The 15,881-nt window shown below is 61.8% G+C and carries 16 protein-coding genes; 8 read left to right on the forward strand and 8 right to left on the reverse strand.

Annotated features, from left to right (window positions below):
* Nucleotides 1-79: 79 nt before the first annotated feature.
* Entirely contained in the window at nucleotides 80-1,192 is a 1,113-nt protein-coding gene (locus tag J3361_RS15435; RefSeq protein WP_207965313.1) for an enoyl-CoA hydratase/isomerase family protein, read from the reverse strand.
* 131 nt (nucleotides 1,193-1,323) lie between these two features.
* Here J3361_RS15435 and ung point away from each other — a divergent pair, with 131 nt between their 5' ends.
* Nucleotides 1,324-2,016: a uracil-DNA glycosylase gene (gene ung / locus J3361_RS15440; protein WP_207965314.1), complete on the forward strand. Its 693-nt coding sequence runs from the start codon at nucleotides 1,324-1,326 to the stop codon at nucleotides 2,014-2,016.
* Between the two features lie 127 nt (nucleotides 2,017-2,143).
* Here ung and J3361_RS15445 read toward each other — a convergent pair whose 3' ends face one another.
* The 4 genes from J3361_RS15445 to J3361_RS15460 are packed head-to-tail and all read right to left on the reverse strand — an operon-like array spanning nucleotide 2,144 to nucleotide 6,205.
* Nucleotides 2,144-3,187: an AbrB family transcriptional regulator gene (locus J3361_RS15445; protein ID WP_207965315.1), complete on the reverse strand. Its 1,044-nt coding sequence runs from the start codon at nucleotides 3,185-3,187 to the stop codon at nucleotides 2,144-2,146.
* Nucleotides 3,180-4,694: a tripartite tricarboxylate transporter permease gene (locus J3361_RS15450; RefSeq protein WP_207965316.1), complete on the reverse strand. Its 1,515-nt coding sequence runs from the start codon at nucleotides 4,692-4,694 to the stop codon at nucleotides 3,180-3,182. Before J3361_RS15450 ends, J3361_RS15445 begins: the two co-directional genes overlap by 8 nt.
* Before the next feature lies 1 nt (nucleotide 4,695).
* Nucleotides 4,696-5,157 carry a tripartite tricarboxylate transporter TctB family protein gene (locus tag J3361_RS15455; RefSeq protein ID WP_207965317.1) on the reverse strand — a complete coding sequence of 154 codons (462 nt, stop codon included), beginning with the start codon at nucleotides 5,155-5,157 and terminating at the stop codon, nucleotides 4,696-4,698.
* A 55-nt stretch (nucleotides 5,158-5,212) separates the two neighbouring features.
* Nucleotides 5,213-6,205 (reverse strand): tripartite tricarboxylate transporter substrate binding protein, encoded by a 993-nt coding sequence (locus J3361_RS15460; protein ID WP_207965318.1) that lies wholly within the window; start codon nucleotides 6,203-6,205, stop codon nucleotides 5,213-5,215.
* 456 nt (nucleotides 6,206-6,661) lie between these two features.
* Between J3361_RS15460 and J3361_RS15465 the strand changes: the two genes are divergently transcribed.
* The gene (locus tag J3361_RS15465; RefSeq protein WP_003198779.1) at nucleotides 6,662-7,333 is read left to right on the forward strand and encodes a response regulator; all 672 of its coding nucleotides are present in this window, start codon (nucleotides 6,662-6,664) and stop codon (nucleotides 7,331-7,333) included.
* Complete coding sequence (locus J3361_RS15470) at nucleotides 7,326-8,711, forward strand: sensor histidine kinase (protein ID WP_207965319.1); 1,386 nt, start codon at nucleotides 7,326-7,328, stop codon at nucleotides 8,709-8,711. Before J3361_RS15465 ends, J3361_RS15470 begins: the two co-directional genes overlap by 8 nt.
* A 174-nt stretch (nucleotides 8,712-8,885) precedes the next feature.
* On the opposite strand, the gene J3361_RS15475 is transcribed toward J3361_RS15470, so the two are convergent.
* Nucleotides 8,886-9,707 (reverse strand): HDOD domain-containing protein, encoded by an 822-nt coding sequence (locus J3361_RS15475; RefSeq protein ID WP_186704543.1) that lies wholly within the window; start codon nucleotides 9,705-9,707, stop codon nucleotides 8,886-8,888.
* A gap of 35 nt (nucleotides 9,708-9,742) precedes the next feature.
* Nucleotides 9,743-10,684: a folate-binding protein YgfZ gene (locus J3361_RS15480; protein WP_207965320.1), complete on the reverse strand. Its 942-nt coding sequence runs from the start codon at nucleotides 10,682-10,684 to the stop codon at nucleotides 9,743-9,745.
* Nucleotides 10,685-10,833: 149 nt separating this feature from the next.
* Between J3361_RS15480 and J3361_RS15485 the strand changes: the two genes are divergently transcribed.
* Both J3361_RS15485 and J3361_RS15490 read left to right on the forward strand, forming a co-directional pair.
* On the forward strand, nucleotides 10,834-11,088 hold the full coding sequence (locus J3361_RS15485) for a succinate dehydrogenase assembly factor 2 (protein WP_003184348.1): 255 nt from the start codon (nucleotides 10,834-10,836) through the stop codon (nucleotides 11,086-11,088).
* The gene (locus tag J3361_RS15490; RefSeq protein ID WP_207965321.1) at nucleotides 11,072-11,524 is read left to right on the forward strand and encodes a protein YgfX; all 453 of its coding nucleotides are present in this window, start codon (nucleotides 11,072-11,074) and stop codon (nucleotides 11,522-11,524) included. Before J3361_RS15485 ends, J3361_RS15490 begins: the two co-directional genes overlap by 17 nt.
* Here the strand turns inward: J3361_RS15490 and nadB are convergent.
* Nucleotides 11,493-13,109, reverse strand: a complete 1,617-nt coding sequence (gene nadB, locus J3361_RS15495; RefSeq protein WP_186704546.1) for an L-aspartate oxidase — start codon at nucleotides 13,107-13,109, stop codon at nucleotides 11,493-11,495. The genes J3361_RS15490 and nadB overlap by 32 nt on opposite strands.
* 559 nt (nucleotides 13,110-13,668) lie before the next feature.
* Between nadB and rpoE the strand changes: the two genes are divergently transcribed.
* From rpoE to J3361_RS15510, 3 genes are read left to right on the forward strand one after another with little or no spacing between them, the layout of a single operon-like run.
* Nucleotides 13,669-14,250, forward strand: a complete 582-nt coding sequence (gene rpoE / locus J3361_RS15500; RefSeq protein ID WP_003172477.1) for an RNA polymerase sigma factor RpoE — start codon at nucleotides 13,669-13,671, stop codon at nucleotides 14,248-14,250.
* A 31-nt stretch (nucleotides 14,251-14,281) separates the two neighbouring features.
* Nucleotides 14,282-14,869, forward strand: a complete 588-nt coding sequence (locus tag J3361_RS15505; RefSeq protein ID WP_014337028.1) for an RseA family anti-sigma factor — start codon at nucleotides 14,282-14,284, stop codon at nucleotides 14,867-14,869.
* Between the two features lie 12 nt (nucleotides 14,870-14,881).
* Nucleotides 14,882-15,829, forward strand: a complete 948-nt coding sequence (locus tag J3361_RS15510; RefSeq protein ID WP_207965322.1) for a MucB/RseB C-terminal domain-containing protein — start codon at nucleotides 14,882-14,884, stop codon at nucleotides 15,827-15,829.
* Nucleotides 15,830-15,881 lie beyond the last annotated feature (52 nt).

A 15,881-nucleotide genomic window follows, 5' to 3' on the forward strand; every position in this document is an offset into this window, starting at 1 on the left:
CTCTCTGTGACTGACATACCGCTATCGCGAGCAAGCTTTGCTCCCACAGATATCATTGCGAAAAAGTGTCGCCTAGGCTCTATTCGTTGGACAAATCCGCCAACGGATGCCGCCCTTCCCACGCTTTGTGAAAGTGCGCCTGGACCGCGGCTTCGGGCACATGGTTGATGTCCGGCCAGTGCCAGCGCGGTTTGTGGTCCTTGTCGATCAATCGCGCACGCACGCCTTCGCTGAATTCCGGATGGCGGCAGCAGTTGAGGCTCAAGGTGTATTCCATCCGGAACACACCGGCCAAGGACAAATGCCGGGCCCGGGCGATTTGCTCCCAAACCAGATGAGCGGTCAGCGGCGAGCCTTCGGTCATGGTCTTGGCGGCCCGCGCGATCAGTGAATCAGGATGATCCACCAACAGGCTGAGGGCTTTCCAGGCGCAGCTCACATCGCTGACATCCAACCACTCATCGATTTTCGACCGCCGCGGCAGCCATTGGGCTTCGGGCAGTTGGGTGATGGCTTCCTGCTGCAAAGCCTTGAGCAAACTGTTGAGCTGCATCTCGGTCTGCTCCTGCCAGTTGAGTTGCAGCAGGCCCTCGATCAGATCGTCCTGTTGTTCATCCAGCAAGAAGCGGTCGGCCAGGCCCAGGTCAATGGCGTCCCGGGCGTTCATGTGGGCGCCGGTCAGGCCGAGAAACAGCCCGAGCTTGCCGGGTAGGCGCGACAAGAACCAACTGGCGCCGACATCCGGGTAGAGGCCGATGCTGATTTCCGGCATCGCCAGGCGGCTGCTGGGTGTGACGATGCGGGTACTGGCGCCTTGCAGCAGCCCCATGCCGCCACCCAGTACATAGCCGTGGCCCCAGCACAGCAGGGGCTTGGGGTAGGTGTGCAGGTTGAAGTCCAAGCGGTATTCCGCCGCGAAGAATTGTGCTGCCAGCGGCGGTACTTCGCCGGGATGCGCGCGGCAGGCCTCCACCAGGCTGCGCACTTCGCCGCCGGCACAGAAGGCCTTGGCGCCATTGCCACGCAACAGCACACACACGACTTGCGGCTCTCGGGCCCAGGCATCTAGGCGATCACGCAAGGCGTTGATCATGGGCAGGGACAGGGCGTTCAGGGATTTTTCGGCATCCAGCGTGGCGATGCCGATACGGGCACCGTCGATGCCGGTGAGTTCTTCGAAGTGCAGATTCATCGGGACCTCGATCGGAAATTTGAATGTTCAGTATGACCGCTGCGTGGGAAAGTGCCGGTTCTACGTCGGATCAATTGACAAGCCCTGTAGGCTTTCCTAGGGTGCGCCCATTGTTTTTACCGGATGCAACCATGACCGCTGACGACCGTATCAAACTCGAACCGAGCTGGAAGCAGGCACTGCGTGCCGAGTTCGACCAGCCCTACATGGCGGAGTTGCGTGAGTTTTTGCGCAGTGAATACGCCGCCGGCAAGGAAATTTATCCACCGGCACCGTTGATTTTCAACGCCCTCAATTCCACGCCGCTGGACAAGGTCAAGGTGGTGATTCTCGGCCAGGATCCGTACCACGGCCCAGGCCAGGCCCATGGTTTGTGCTTCTCGGTGCAACCGGGCGTGCCGACGCCGCCGTCGCTGGTGAACATCTACAAGGAGTTGAAGCGCGACCTGAACATCGACATCCCGAATCACGGTTATCTGCAAAGCTGGGCCGACCAGGGCGTGTTGCTGCTCAACACGACCCTCACCGTGGAGCGCGCCAATGCCAACGCCCACGCCAAGAAAGGTTGGCAGCACTTTACCGACCGGGTCATCGAAGTGGTCAGCGAACACCAGCCGAACCTGGTGTTCCTGCTGTGGGGCGCCCATGCCCAGAGCAAGCAGAAGCTGATCGATGCGACCAAGCATTTGGTGTTGACCTCGGTCCACCCATCACCGCTGTCGGCCCACCGAGGCTTCATCGGCTGCGGCCATTTCAGCCGGACCAACAAGTTTCTTCAGCAGCATGGCGAGCAGCCGATCGAATGGCGGTTACCGCCGGTTTGATGCGCTAGTCAAGCGGGCCCCATCGCGAGCAGGCTCGCTCCCACATTGATCTTCAGTGGACACCGGATTTTTGTACGCCGCAAAGCCCCTGTGGGAGCGAGCCTGCTCGCGATGAAGACAACTCGGTCTACAAGTCCGAACCCGGCCTGTTCATCCAATACCTGAACAACGGCTCCGCCAGAAACAGCACGAACAACAACCGCATCACCTGCAACGCCGTGACCAACGGCACCGACAGTTGCAGCGTCTCCGCCGTCAGGCTCATTTCCGCGATGCCGCCGGGCATCATGCCCAGGGTCAACGAACGCAGATCCAGGTGGGTCAAGGTACTCAAGCCAAGGGCCGCAAGTGTGGCGATCAGCATCGTCAACACCGTGCCAACCAAGGTGCGCCCCATGAACGATGGCGCCCGACGAAAGAACTGCCGGTTGAAATGACAACCCAACCCGCTGCCGATCAGCCACTGGCCAAGCTGGCTGGCGCCGTTGGGCAGGCCAATGTGCAGGTCCCAACCGACACTCACCGCTGCGCTCACCAGCAACGGCCCGAACAACCAGGGATTGGGTTGGCGCAAGCGCTCCCAGACCCAGGCGAGCAGGGCGCCCGCCGGGAACAGGATCGCCAGCCACAGCCAGTCCACCGTCGTGGCGTGTTGCATCGGCGTACCTTCACCCAACAGGTACTTGAACGCCGCCGGCACGCACAGCACCACCACCAGCACCCGCAGGCTCTGGCCCGCTGCAACGCGGCTGAGGTCCGCGCCGTTGCGGGCGCCGAGGTTGACCATTTCGCCGGAACCGCCGGGCATGCTCGAAAAGAACGCGGTGGCACGGTCCTCGCCGGTGCGACGCATCAGCCAGACACTCACCACGCTGGACACGCTGGTGATCAGCGCGCCGAAGAAGATCAGGCCGAAGTGGCTCAGGACTTGCTCCATCACCACCGGCGTAAAGTGCAGGCCGATACCGATGCCCACCACCCATTGGCCGCATTTGCGGCCGCCGGGGATTTCCATCAATTGCCACGGCGTGAGACAGCGCACCAGGATGATCGCCAACAGCGAGCCGACCATCCAGGGCAAAGGCCAGCCAATCAGGCTGGCCAGGTAACCGCCGGCCAGACCGACCAGCGGTGTTCCCCACCATTGTCTGAAGGTTGTTGCCTCAGACATTGGCCAGGGCACGGCGCTGGGCACTGCGACGACGCCAGATGCGCAGCAGCGGCAGGAACAACATGATCGCCGTCAGGATCCAGCAGCCGAAGGTGATCGGGCTCGACCAGAGGATCTCCAGCGCACCGTTGGAAATTGACAGCGCACGCCGCAGGTTCTGCTCCATCAGCCCGCCGAGGATGAAGCCCAGCAGGACCGGCGACAGTGGGAAATCCAACTTGCGCAGGATGTAGCCGAAGATGCCGATGCCGATCATCAGGAACAGGTCGAACGTGGTGGCATGCACTGCGTAGACGCCAATCCCGGTGATGATCGCGATAACCGGCACCAGTGCCCAGTTCGGCACCGCCAGGATCCGGGTGAAGACGCGGATCATCGGGATGTTGAGGATCACCAGCATGATGTTGGCGACGAACAACGAGGCGATCAGGCCCCAGACGATGTCCGGCTGCTGCTGGAACAGCAGGGGACCGGGGGTGATGTTGTACAGCGACAGCGCGCCGATCATCACCGCCGTGGTGCCCGAGCCGGGAACGCCGAGGGTCAGCATCGGCACGAGCGCACCACAGGCTGCGCCGCCGATGGCGGTTTCCGGGGCGGCGAGGCCGCGCTTGTCGCCCTGGCCGAACGTGCCACTGGCACCGGCCATGCGCTTTTCAGTCATGTAGGCCACGGCACTGGCCAGGGTCGCGCCCGCACCAGGCAATACGCCCATGATGAAACCGAGCACGCCGCAGCGGATGTTCACCCAGAACACCGACGCCGCTTCCTTGAAGTTGAACATCATCCGACCGGTGGCTTTTACCGCTTCCTGGCCGCGATGGGTTTTCTCCAGCAGCAACAGGATTTCACTGATGGAGAACAAGCCCAACACCAGCACGACGAACTGAATCCCGTCGGTCAGGTGGATGTTGTCACCGGTGAAGCGGTAGACGCCGCTGTTGGCATCGATCCCGACACTGGACAGGAACAGGCCGATCAGCGCCGCGATGAAGGTCTTGAGCGGTCGGTCGCCGGCCATGCCGCCGAGGCAGACAATGGCGAACACCATCAGGACGAAGTATTCCGCCGGTCCGAACGCAATCGCCCATTTGGCCAGCAGCGGTGCGAACAACACCATGCCGCAGGTGGCGATGAACGCGCCGATGAACGAGCTCCACGCCGACAGCGACAACGCCACCCCGGCCAGGCCTTGGCGAGCCATCGGGTAGCCGTCGAGGGTGGTCATCACGGTGGAAGCTTCACCGGGGATGTTGAGCAGGATCGAGCTGATGCGTCCGCCGTATTCGCACCCCAGGTACACCGCCGCCAGCAGGATCAGCGCCGATTCCGGCGGCAGCCCCAGTGCGAAGGCAATCGGGATCAGCAACGCCACGCCATTGATCGGACCCAGGCCCGGCAGCAGGCCGACCACGGTGCCGATCAAGGTGCCGGTCAGTGCCGTGACGAGGTTGTAGGGAGTCAGTGCAACGCCAAAACCCTGGCCGAGATAATTCAGGGTATCCATATCAATTCTCCAGGACGTCGAGCAGGCCCAGGGGCAGCGGCACGTCCATCAGCTTGTCGAACAACAGATAAAGACCGATGGCCATCAGGCTGATGATCACCACGCTCGGTAGCCAGCGACCGCCATACAGGCGCGCCATCGGCACCCCGATCAGGATGCTGGCGACGATGAAGCCCAGGGGTTCGAAGGTGCCGGCGAAGACCAGCAGCAGCGCCACGCAGATGCCGATCTTCTGCAGGGTCTCGCGGTCCAGATGCGGGTCGTCGTCGCTGTGCACGACGGGCGTGGGCCGAAACAGCATGTACAGCAGCGCCAGCCCCATCAGCCCGAGGATCAGCAGGGGAAAGGCCCGCGGGCCGACCGGTTCGTAGGAAAATGCGGCCTGATAGGGCCAGGCCATCAGCGCCAGGCCGATACAGACCAGCAACAGCACTGCAGCAAAAATTCGTTGGATGGTGAGCATGACTAACTCCTGGGCGGCGCCGACAGTACCGGCGCCGCCGCGAGAACAGAGACGGTTACTGGATCAGGCCGAACTCTTTGGCCAGCGTCTTGTAATCAGCCACTTGCTTCTTCACATAGGTGTCCAGTTCCGGGCCGGTCATGGCAAACGGGAACAACTCGCGCTGGTCACGCAACTTGGCGAACTCTTCGGAAGCCAGCAGCTTGTCGAAGGTGTCTTTCCACCAGGCGTAGTCTTCATCGCTGACCTTTGGCCCGAGATAGAAGCCGCGGACCACCGGCCAGAGAATGTCGTAGCCTTGTTCACGGGCGGTCGGAATGTCTTTCATTTCCGGCTCGTCCAGGCGTTTATCGGAGAACACCGCCAACAGACGCATGTCACCGCTCTGGATGTGCGGCATGGAGTCGGAGATGTCGGTACTGCCCACCTGGATATGGCCACCGAGCAGGGCCGTGGCGATTTCACCACCGCCTTCGAGTGCCACATAGCGCAGTTTGCGCGGGTCGATGCCGGCAGCCTTGGCGATCAGGGCGGTTTGCATCCAGTCTTGGCTGCCGACGGTTCCGCCGGAACCGATCACCACCGAGCCCGGGTCTTTCTTCAGGGCCTGGACCAGGTCATCGAGGTTCTTGTAGGGCGAGTCGCTTTTCACGGCGATGGCGCCATAGCTGGTGCCGACGGCAGCCAGCCAGCGCACGGCACTTTCATCGAAACGACCGAACTTGCCTTGCGCCAGGTTCAACAGCGAACCGCTGGACCAGGCCACCAGCGTACCGGCGTCGGCCGGACGCTGGGCGACCACTGCGTTGTACGCCACCGCCCCGACACCGCCGGGCATGTAGGTCACCCGCATGGGTTTGCTCAGCAACTTCTGATTGACCAGTGCACTTTGCACCAGCTTGCACGTCAGGTCGAAACCGCCGCCCGGTGCTGCCGGGGCGATGCATTCGGGGCGCTTGGGTTCTTTGGATGGATCAGCGGCGAGCAATTGTCCGGCGAACATCAGGCATCCGGCGGCCAGGGCTACTTTACGCAGTGATAGGTTCATTGTTGTCTCCACAGGAGTTGTTGTTGTGTGTTGTAAAGGGGGCATTGCAAGCTTGAAGCTGTAGCGCGACTGCGCAGCGTTTCAAAGACGCGGCAGGTCACGTTGCGCCCACGCACCTTGTCGTCGATGCAAATCGGCGCAGGCGGCGGTACAGGCAAGGGTAGTCTGCTTGGGACGGGAGAGAGGGGCGGGCCTGAAGGCCTGGGGCTGCATGGACAGCATGGTGAAGACTCCGCTTATTGTTTTTATTCGGCGAAAACGCTTCGTGGCGTTTTTCGTTCGCGATCTGTTTCGCGACCGGCAGTCGTAACTGTCCGTTTCAAGACTCTAACGACCGAACCTTTCGCTAACCTTTCAAAAGCTTTCAGCGTGTTTTTTGGCTTCACAGTGGCGGATGCGGCTGTAAACTCCGCGCCAAAGAATGGCGCCGGCCATCCCTGAATCGAGGAATAATCCATGCGTGTCCTGCTCGTCGAAGACCATCTGCAGCTCGCCGAAAGCGTTGCCCAGGCGCTCAAGAGCACCGGTTTGACTGTGGACGTGTTGCATGATGGCGTAGCGGCCGACCTGGCCTTGAGCAGCGAGGAATACGCCGTGGCGGTCCTCGATGTCGGGCTGCCGCGCATGGACGGTTTCGAGGTGCTGGCGCGCCTGCGGGCCCGCGGCAAGACCTTGCCGGTGCTGATGCTGACCGCCCGCAGCGACGTCAAGGACCGCGTCCATGGCCTTAACCTGGGGGCCGACGATTACCTGGCCAAGCCATTCGAACTCACTGAGCTGGAGGCCCGGGTCAAGGCGCTGTTGCGCCGCAGTGTACTGGGCGGCGAACGCCAGCAGCGCTGCGGCGGGCTGGTCTACGACCTGGACACCCGCCGTTTTACCCTCGACGACGAATTGCTGACCCTGACCTCCCGCGAGCAAGCCGTGCTGGAAGCGTTGATTGCCCGGCCGGGACGGGTGATGAGCAAGGAGCAACTGGCGGCCCAGGTGTTCGGCCTGGACGAAGAGGCCAGCCCCGACGCCATCGAAATCTACGTTCATCGCCTGCGCAAGAAACTCGACGGCCATGCGGTGGCGATCGTGACGTTCCGCGGCTTGGGCTACCTGCTGGAAAACCGCAATGCATAAGCCCGACAGCCTGCGCTGGCGGCTGCTCAGGAACCTGGCATTGCTGCTGGTGGTGCTGATGCTCGCCAGCGGCTTGAGCGCCTACTGGAACGGTCGCGAAGCGGCGGACACCGCCTATGATCGGACCCTGTTGGCCTCGGCGCGGACCATCGCGGCTGGCCTGTCCCAGCGCGACGGCAGCCTCAGCGCGGATGTGCCCTACGTGGCCCTGGACACCTTCGCCTATGACAGCGCCGGGCGCATTTATTACCAGGTCAATGACATCGACAAGAAGCTGATTTCCGGCTACGAAAACCTCCCCGGCCCACCGCCCGGGACGCCACGCACGGACGATTACCCGGCCCTGGCGCGCTTCTATAATGCCCAGTACCAAGGGCAGAGCGTGCGGGTGGTGAGCCTGCTCAAGGCCGTGAGCGAGCCGAACATGAACGGCATGGCGGAAATTCGCGTGGCGGAGACCGAAGAGGCGCGGGTCAGCATGGCCCGCGGGCTGATGGCTGACACATTGTTGCGCCTGGGCATGCTGGCCGTGGGTGCGCTGCTGTTGGTGTGGTTTGCGGTCAGCGCGGCGCTGCGTCCGCTAGAGCGCTTGCGCACGGCGGTGGAGGAGCGTCAGCCGGACGATCTGCGGCCGTTGCCCCTGGTGGAGGTGCAACACGAGTTATGGCCGCTTGTGCGGGCCCTCAATCATTTCACCGAGCGCCTGCGCGGGCAGTTCGAACGTCAAGCGCAGTTCATCGCCGATGCCGCCCATGAGCTGCGCACGCCCTTGGCCGCGCTCAAGGCGCGTCTTGAGCTGGGCTTGCGCGCCAGCGAACCGGCGACCTGGCGTGAAACCCTGGAAACCACGGCCCAGGGCACCGACCGATTGACCCACCTGGCCAATCAGTTGCTGTCCCTGGCCCGGGTGGAAAATGGCGCCCGGGCCATTGCCGAAGGCGGCGCGCAGTTGCTCGATCTCAGCCAGTTGGCCCGCGAATTGGGCATGGCCATGGCCCCGTTGGCCCATGCCCGAGGCGTGGCGCTGGCCCTGGAGGCCGACGAACCGGTATGGCTGCGGGGCGAGCCGACCTTGTTGAACGAGCTGTTGAGCAATCTCGTGGACAACGCCCTGGCGCACACTCCGTCGGGCGGCAACGTGATCCTGCGGGTGGCAGCGCCGGCGGTGCTGGAAGTCGAGGACGATGGCCCCGGCATTCCGTTGCATGAGCGGGACCGGGTGTTCGAGCGGTTCTATCGACGCAACCAGCAAGTGGCCGGTTCGGGGCTTGGGTTGGCGATCGTCGGCGAAATCTGCCGCGCGCATCTGGCGCAGATCACCTTGCACGATGGGCTGGAGCGCGGGTTGAAGGTGCGGGTGAGTTTTATCCCCGGATAAACCTGACGATGCAAAACCCTGTGGCGAGGGAGCTTGCTCCCGCTGGGTTGCGAAGCAGCCCTAACTTTTGCGGCCGCTACGCGACCGAGCGGGAGCAAGCTCCCTCGCCACAAAAGCGTTCCTGACCACAAAAGAGAGGCATGGCCAGAGAGGTCTTCATGGTTTCAGATGTTCCTAGTAGAACATCGACCGCGCTTCTTCGATATCCGCGCAGCGGGCCTTGTTTTCCGGGTCGATGCCCAGTTTCTTGAAGGCCGGGACGCCGAACACGTCGATCCTGGACAGCGGGTGGTCGGTGTCCTTGTAGCAGTACAGCGCAGCGACCTGCACCAGATCGACATAATCGATTTGCTTGGAGTCCCGGCTGAAATCCAGGTACAGCCCTGGCAGCTTCACCAACCGCTCCGGAAATTCCCAGACACTGAGCAACTTGTCCCCCAGCACCGGGTGAATCGTCTCGATGACGTGGTTGAGGCTGACCGGGTCCGACAGCAATTCATTATTGTCTTGTGCATACGTGAGGATCGGTAGCACGCCGATCTGATGCACCAGCCCGCCCAATGCGGCCTGGTCGGGCTTGAGTTGGGTGTAGCCGCGACACAGCGCATAGCTGACGCCGGCGATCTCCAGGCTCTTGCGCCAGACTTCGCGCATCTTCAGTTCCACCACCTCGGAGCGGGCATGGAAAATCTGCTCCATTACCAGGCCGATGGCCAGGTTGCTGCTGTAGTTGACGCCCAGTCGAGTGATGGCTGTGTGCAGGTCAGTGACTTCCTGGGTGGCGCGCAACAGCGGGCTGTTGACCACTTTTATCAGGCGTGCCGAGAGGGCCGTATCGCGACCGATTACTTTGCTCAGGTTACTGACGCTGATTTCCGGGTCTTCGGCGGCCCGGCGAATCTGCATGGCCACTTCCGGTAATGTTGGCAGAACCAGGTCATCGTTATCGATGGCCTGTACCAAATCCCGTTGGACCTTATCCGCCAAATCGCTCATTTAGGTTCTCTAGGGTATTGCGGCAAATGCTGCGATCAGCGCTGGATTTCGCGGTCGCGGTCCAGTTCGTAAGGCAGGTCCAACAAATGAAGGCGCGGGCCTTCCAGGGTACCGAGGTGCAGATTGTCGTCTTCTGCTGCTTCGGCTTGCAATACCGCCAGCAGTTCAATGTTTCCCTCGCCGCGGGCGGCAATCACCACTTCGCCGATGGAACTGCCATGCGTGGGGGAGAACAGCGCCGTGCCGGGTTCCGGCAGTTCGCTGGCGTCCAGTTGCAGGCGATACAGGCGCCGCTTGAGCTTGCCCAGGTATTGCATGCGGGCGACGATTTCCTGGCCGGTGTAGCAGCCTTTCTTGAAACTGACGCCGCCGACGGCTTGCAGGTTGAGCATCTGTGGAATGAACAATTCGCGGGTGGCCGGCATGACCTGGCCGATCCCGGCACGGATCTGGCCCAATAGCCACGGGTTCAGGTCCGCCTCGGCCAGTTCGGCGCCCAGGCGGGTGCGCAGTGTCTGGGCCTGTTCGGCGGGGACCCACAATTCGGCGCGGCCCGGCGAAACACGGATCGCGATCAAGGCTTCATGGCGCGCCACGCTGTCGGTGTCGCTCGGCAGTTCCAGGCCCAGGCCGGCCAGGGTCGTGTCGGCGTTTTCCAGGCCGAAGCGAACCCAGGCGGCGCTTTCGTTGGTGAGCTTGGATTTGGAAAACACGGCATATTTTTTCAGGTCCGCCAGTTGCGGTTCGAGCAGTTCGGTGGCCATGGCCATCAACACGCCGTCGCCTTCGAGCAGGATGCGGAAACTCGATTGCATCCGGCCTTTCTGGGTGCAGCGGGCGCCGAGGCTGGCCCGGTTGTCGCTCAGGTAGTCGAGGTTGCAGGTCAATTGGCCTTGCAGGAATTTGCTGGCATCCACGCCGCGGACCGCGAGGACGCCTTCGTGGGACAGGGTGCAGAAAAAAGCGAAATCAGCCATGGGTCATCGCAGGGTAAAAAGTCTGGTAGACATCATAAGGGGACGCCCTTGAAATGGGTAGTTCACAAAGGATCGATGGCGCCCGACCAAAGCTGTCTGTTCCGCTGCGGTGGGGGCTGTATACTTGCGCTCTATTTGAGGAGCGCTCCATGGTCGAAGACGTTGAACTGAATCGCCTCTATTGGCACAGCCGCCGCGGCATGCTTGAGCTGGACGTACTGCTGGTGCCATTCGTGAAAGAGGTTTATCCCCATCTCAATGAAGTGGACCGTGCGTGCTACGTCCGCTTGCTCGAATGCGAGGATCAGGACATGTTCGGCTGGTTCATGGAACGCAGCGAATCCGAAGACCCTGAGTTGCAGCGCATGGTCCGGATGATCCTGGACCGTGTTCAGCCCAAGTAATCGCTTTGAATGCCGCTGGCAGGCCTCCGGGCAGTTGCTGGCGGCCTATCTGCTTGCCCAGGCGTTCGCCCTGGGTTCGTTGTTCCTGTTGTCCGTGCCGTCCTGGTGCGCAGCGCTTGGCGGCGTAGTGTGCCTGGCCCATGGCGCCTGGGTGATCCCTCGACATTTATTGCTGACCCAGCGCCGGGCTTTTTGCGGGTTGCGTCGTAACGCCGCTAGCTGGCAGCTCTGGAACCGGGCCGACGGCTGGCGGGCTGTGCAATTGCGTCCCGATAGCCTGGCGCTGCCAATGATCATCGTGCTGCGCTTTCGCCTGCAGGGCGAGCGGCGGGTTCGCTCGCTGTGCGTGCCCCGCGACGCGCTGGCGCCGGATGTCCATCGGCGCCTGCGGGTGCAGCTCAGGTTCAGTCGGCGTAGGTGGGCGGCACCAGGATAGTGTCCAGCGCCTCGGGCAGCAGGTTCGGGTAGTCGAGGGTGTAATGCAGCCCCCGGCTTTCCTTGCGCTCCATGGCCGAGCGAATCATCAGTTCGGCCACCTGGGCCAGGTTGCGCAACTCGATCAGGTCGCGGCTGACTTTGTAGTTGCTGTAGAACTCGTCGATCTCATCCAGCAGCAAGCGCACCCGGTGCTGTGCCCGTTGCAGGCGCTTGTTGGTGCGCACGATGCCGACGTAGTCCCACATGAAGCGCCGCAGCTCGTCCCAGTTGTGGGCGATGATCACGTCTTCGTCCGAGTCGGTGACCTGGCTGGCGTCCCACGAGGGCAGGGCGGCCGGAATGGCGATCTGTGGCAATTGCTCAAGGATGTCTGCCGCCGCCGATCGGGCGTAGACGAAACATTCCAGCAGCGAGTTGCTGGCCATGCGGTTGGCGCCGTGCAGGCCGGTGAAGCTGGTTTCGCCAATGGCGTAGAGGCCCGGCACGTCGGTGCGGCCGCGTTGATCGACCATCACGCCACCGCAGGTGTAATGCGCTGCCGGCACCACCGGGATCGGTTGCTTGGTGATGTCGATGGAGAATTCCAGGCAGCGCTCGTACACCGTCGGGAAGTGGCTCTTGATGAACGCTTCGGGCTTGTGGCTGATGTCCAGGTAGACGCAATCGATACCCAGGCGCTTCATTTCATGGTCGATGGCCCGGGCGACGATGTCCCGTGGTGCCAGTTCGGCGCGCGGGTCGAAGCGTTGCATGAAGCGTTCGCCGTTGGGGAGCTTCAAATGAGCTCCTTCGCCACGCAGGGCCTCGGTCACCAGGAAGCTCTTGGCCTGCGGGTGGTAGAGGCAGGTGGGGTGAAACTGGTTGAACTCCAGGTTCGCCACCCGGCACCCCGAGCGCCAGGCCATGGCGATGCCGTCGCCGCAGGCGCCGTCGGGGTTGCTGGTATAAAGGTAGACCTTTGCGGCGCCACCGGACGCCAGGATGACGAAGCGCGCGCCGTAGGTGTCGACTTCACCGGTGCCGCGATTGAGCACGTAGGCGCCGAGGCAGCGATCACCGTCCAGGCCCAGGCGTTTTTCGGTGATCAGGTCGACCGCGACGCGCTGTTCCAGCAATTCGATGTTCGGCCGTTGTCGCGCCTGGGCGAGGAGGGTCTTGAAGATCGCCGCGCCGGTGGCGTCGGCTGCGTGAATGATGCGCCGATGGCTGTGGCCGCCTTCGCGGGTCAGGTGGAACTCGAAACCGCCGTCTTCGGTGCCCGATTGTTCGTCACGGGTAAACGGCACGCCTTGGTCGATCAGCCACTGGATGGCTTCCCGGCTGTGCTCGACCGTGAAGCGCACCGCTTGCGGATCGCAAAGGCCGCCGCCAGCGTTGAGGGTGTCGTCGACGTGGGATTCAATGGTGTCGGTATCGTCCAGCACGGCGGCGACGCCGCCCTGGGCCCAGAAGGTCGAACCGTTGGCCAGGTCGCCCTTGCTCAGGACGGCGATGCGCAAATGCGCAGGCAAGGTCAGGGCCAGGCTCAATCCGGCGGCACCGCTGCCGATTACCAGAACATCATGTTGGAACTGTTGGCTCATTCGAATGGTTTCCGCTCAAGGCGACCCGGGTCGGGGTTGGCGCCAGACACCGCTTCAACGGGTCGGGCAGCCACGCAGCCCACTAGTATATAGAGGGGGGGATCGGCACAATAGCCGGGCATTCATGGCAATGTGAAACCAGTGTGACAGAAAAGCGGCACGCTTCGTCGGACCAGCCGGTTGGCGCTGAGTCGACAAAGGCGTCTGTTTCGAAGACAGAACGCTGTTTATCACGTCATGGTCGTCCATTATTCTATTTGCGACGCTGGAAATAGCGGGAACTTTTGCCAGGCGCCTACGTTCAATAGACGGTTGTCTGCAAAAGGGAGCAGCGTCGGGTTGATGCAGGATTTCGATTGGAATCCCTGCCAATAGGCCCGGCGACAGATTATTCGCGCAGCCGGGGAATCTCCTGCTGCGTTTTTCGTGCGTGCCGAGATCAGAGCGCGTCGGAAACTTGCTTGGAAGGGGGAGAACTTTTGCGAAAAGCCCGAGTCTATGTTTGCAAGCCCGGTCAATTAGTAATGCAAGCCTCCTTCGAGCTTATCGAGGAGTGTTCATGCTAACCCAGGAAGAGGATCAGCAGCTGGTCGAGCGCGTCCAACGCGGCGACAAGCGAGCTTTCGATCTGCTAGTGCTGAAATACCAGCACAAAATTCTCGGGTTGATCGTGCGTTTCGTGCACGACACCCATGAAGCGCAGGATGTCGCTCAGGAAGCCTTCATCAAGGCCTACCGCGCACTTGGTAATTTTCGCGGGGACAGCGCGTTTTACACGTGGCTTTACCGCATCGCCATCAACACGGCGAAAAACTATCTGGTTTCACGCGGCCGCCGGCCGCCGGATAGCGATGTAAGTTCTGAAGATGCCGAGTTCTACGATGGCGATCATGGCCTCAAGGATCTCGAATCACCGGAACGTGCGTTGCTGCGGGATGAGATTGAAGGCACCGTCCATCGAACCATCCAGCAACTGCCTGAAGATTTGCGTACGGCTTTAACTTTACGTGAGTTCGACGGTCTGAGTTACGAAGACATTGCGAGCGTCATGCAATGTCCTGTGGGCACCGTGCGCTCCCGGATTTTCCGCGCTCGGGAGGCCATTGATAAAGCCCTGCAACCGTTGTTGCAGGAAAACTAGAGACAGCGGCGACAGCCAAGAGAGGAACGCCATGAGTCGTGAAGCCCTGCAGGAATCGCTGTCCGCAGTTATGGACAACGAAGCGGACGAACTTGAATTACGTCGGGTATTGAATGCCTTCGACGATGTTGAAACACGTGAGACCTGGGCTCGTTACCAGATCGCCCGGGCTGTGATGCACAAGGATTTGTTGCTTCCACGCCTGGACATCGCTGCCGCCGTTTCTGCTGCATTGGCTGACGAAGCCGTACCGGCAAAAGCTTCCCGCGGACCATGGCGCAGCTTGGGTCGCCTGGCGGTAGCCGCCTCGGTCACCGTCGCTGTACTGGCGGGTGTACGTCTGTACAACCAGGATGAGATTGCCGGCGTGCAAATGGCGCAGCAGTCCAACCAGCCTGGCTTGGCAGCTCCACAGGTCAAGGGCCCAGCGGTATTGGCCGGTTACAGCGAAGGTTCGGAAACCGCAGGCCCGATGGTCAACGGTGTTCTGCAAGGCCAGCCTGGCTGGCATGATCAGCGCCTGCCCAACTACCTGCGTCAGCATGCCCAACAAGCTGCCCTGAAAGGTACCGAAAGCGCGCTGCCTTACGCCCGTGCCGCCAGCCTGGAAAACCGTTAATAAGGAAAGCCATTGCGCGCCATACCTCTATTCACGCTTCTGCTTGGTGGCTGGTGTGCGATTCCAGCCCATGCCGATGAAGCTCAGGACTGGTTGAACCGCCTGAGTCAAGCCGAGCAACAGCAGAGCTTCCAGGGCACTTTCGTTTACGAGCGCAACGGTAGTTTTTCTACCCATAACATCTGGCATCGCGTCCAGGATGGCAAAGTCCGCGAGCGGTTACTCCAGCTCGACGGCTCGGCACAGGAAGTCCTGCGCATTGATGGGCATACTCAATGCGTCAGCGGCTCCTTGATCGCGGGGCTGGGCAGTACGCCGGAAGGCACTTCACGTACGCTCGATCCGCAAAAACTCAAGAATTGGTATGACCTTGCCGTCATTGGCAAGTCGCGTGTGGCCGGGCGTAAAGCGGTCATCGTGGCATTGACGCCCAAGGACCAGCATCGCTATGGCTTCGAGCTGCACCTGGACAAAGAGACCGGCTTGCCGCTCAAGTCCCTGCTGCTCAATGACAAGGGCCAGTTGCTCGAACGCTTCCAGTTCACCCGCTTGAACGTCGCGGCGCCCACCGACGGTGACCTGCAGGCCAGCGCCGATTGCAAGGCTGTCGCGCAGGATCCTGGCAAGGCCGTCGCGGCGAAAACCGCCTGGCACTCGGACTGGCTGCCGCCCGGCTTCGAGCTGACCAGCAGTGCTGCACGCAAGGACCCGGATACCCAAGTCCAAGTCAGCAGCCTGATGTATGACGACGGTCTGGCGCGCTTCTCGGTGTTCCTCGAACCGTTGAACGGTGCCAATGCCACCGATACCCGGACTCAGCTCGGCCCGACGGCCGCCGTCTCCCGCAGACTGACGACGCCCCAGGGCGAAATGATGGTCACGGTAGTCGGTGAGATTCCTATCGGTACGGCGGAACGGATCGCGTTGTCCATGCGCTCCGACGTCACGGCGACCCAATAGGCTGCTGGCGGCACAGGTGATTCGATTGCGCGAGAGGCTGATAATGCCAGGG

Origin of the sequence: Pseudomonas sp. OA65 (assembly GCF_017498305.1) — a bacterium.
In the GTDB taxonomy this organism is placed as follows: Bacteria; Pseudomonadota; Gammaproteobacteria; order Pseudomonadales; family Pseudomonadaceae; genus Aquipseudomonas; species Aquipseudomonas zanjanensis.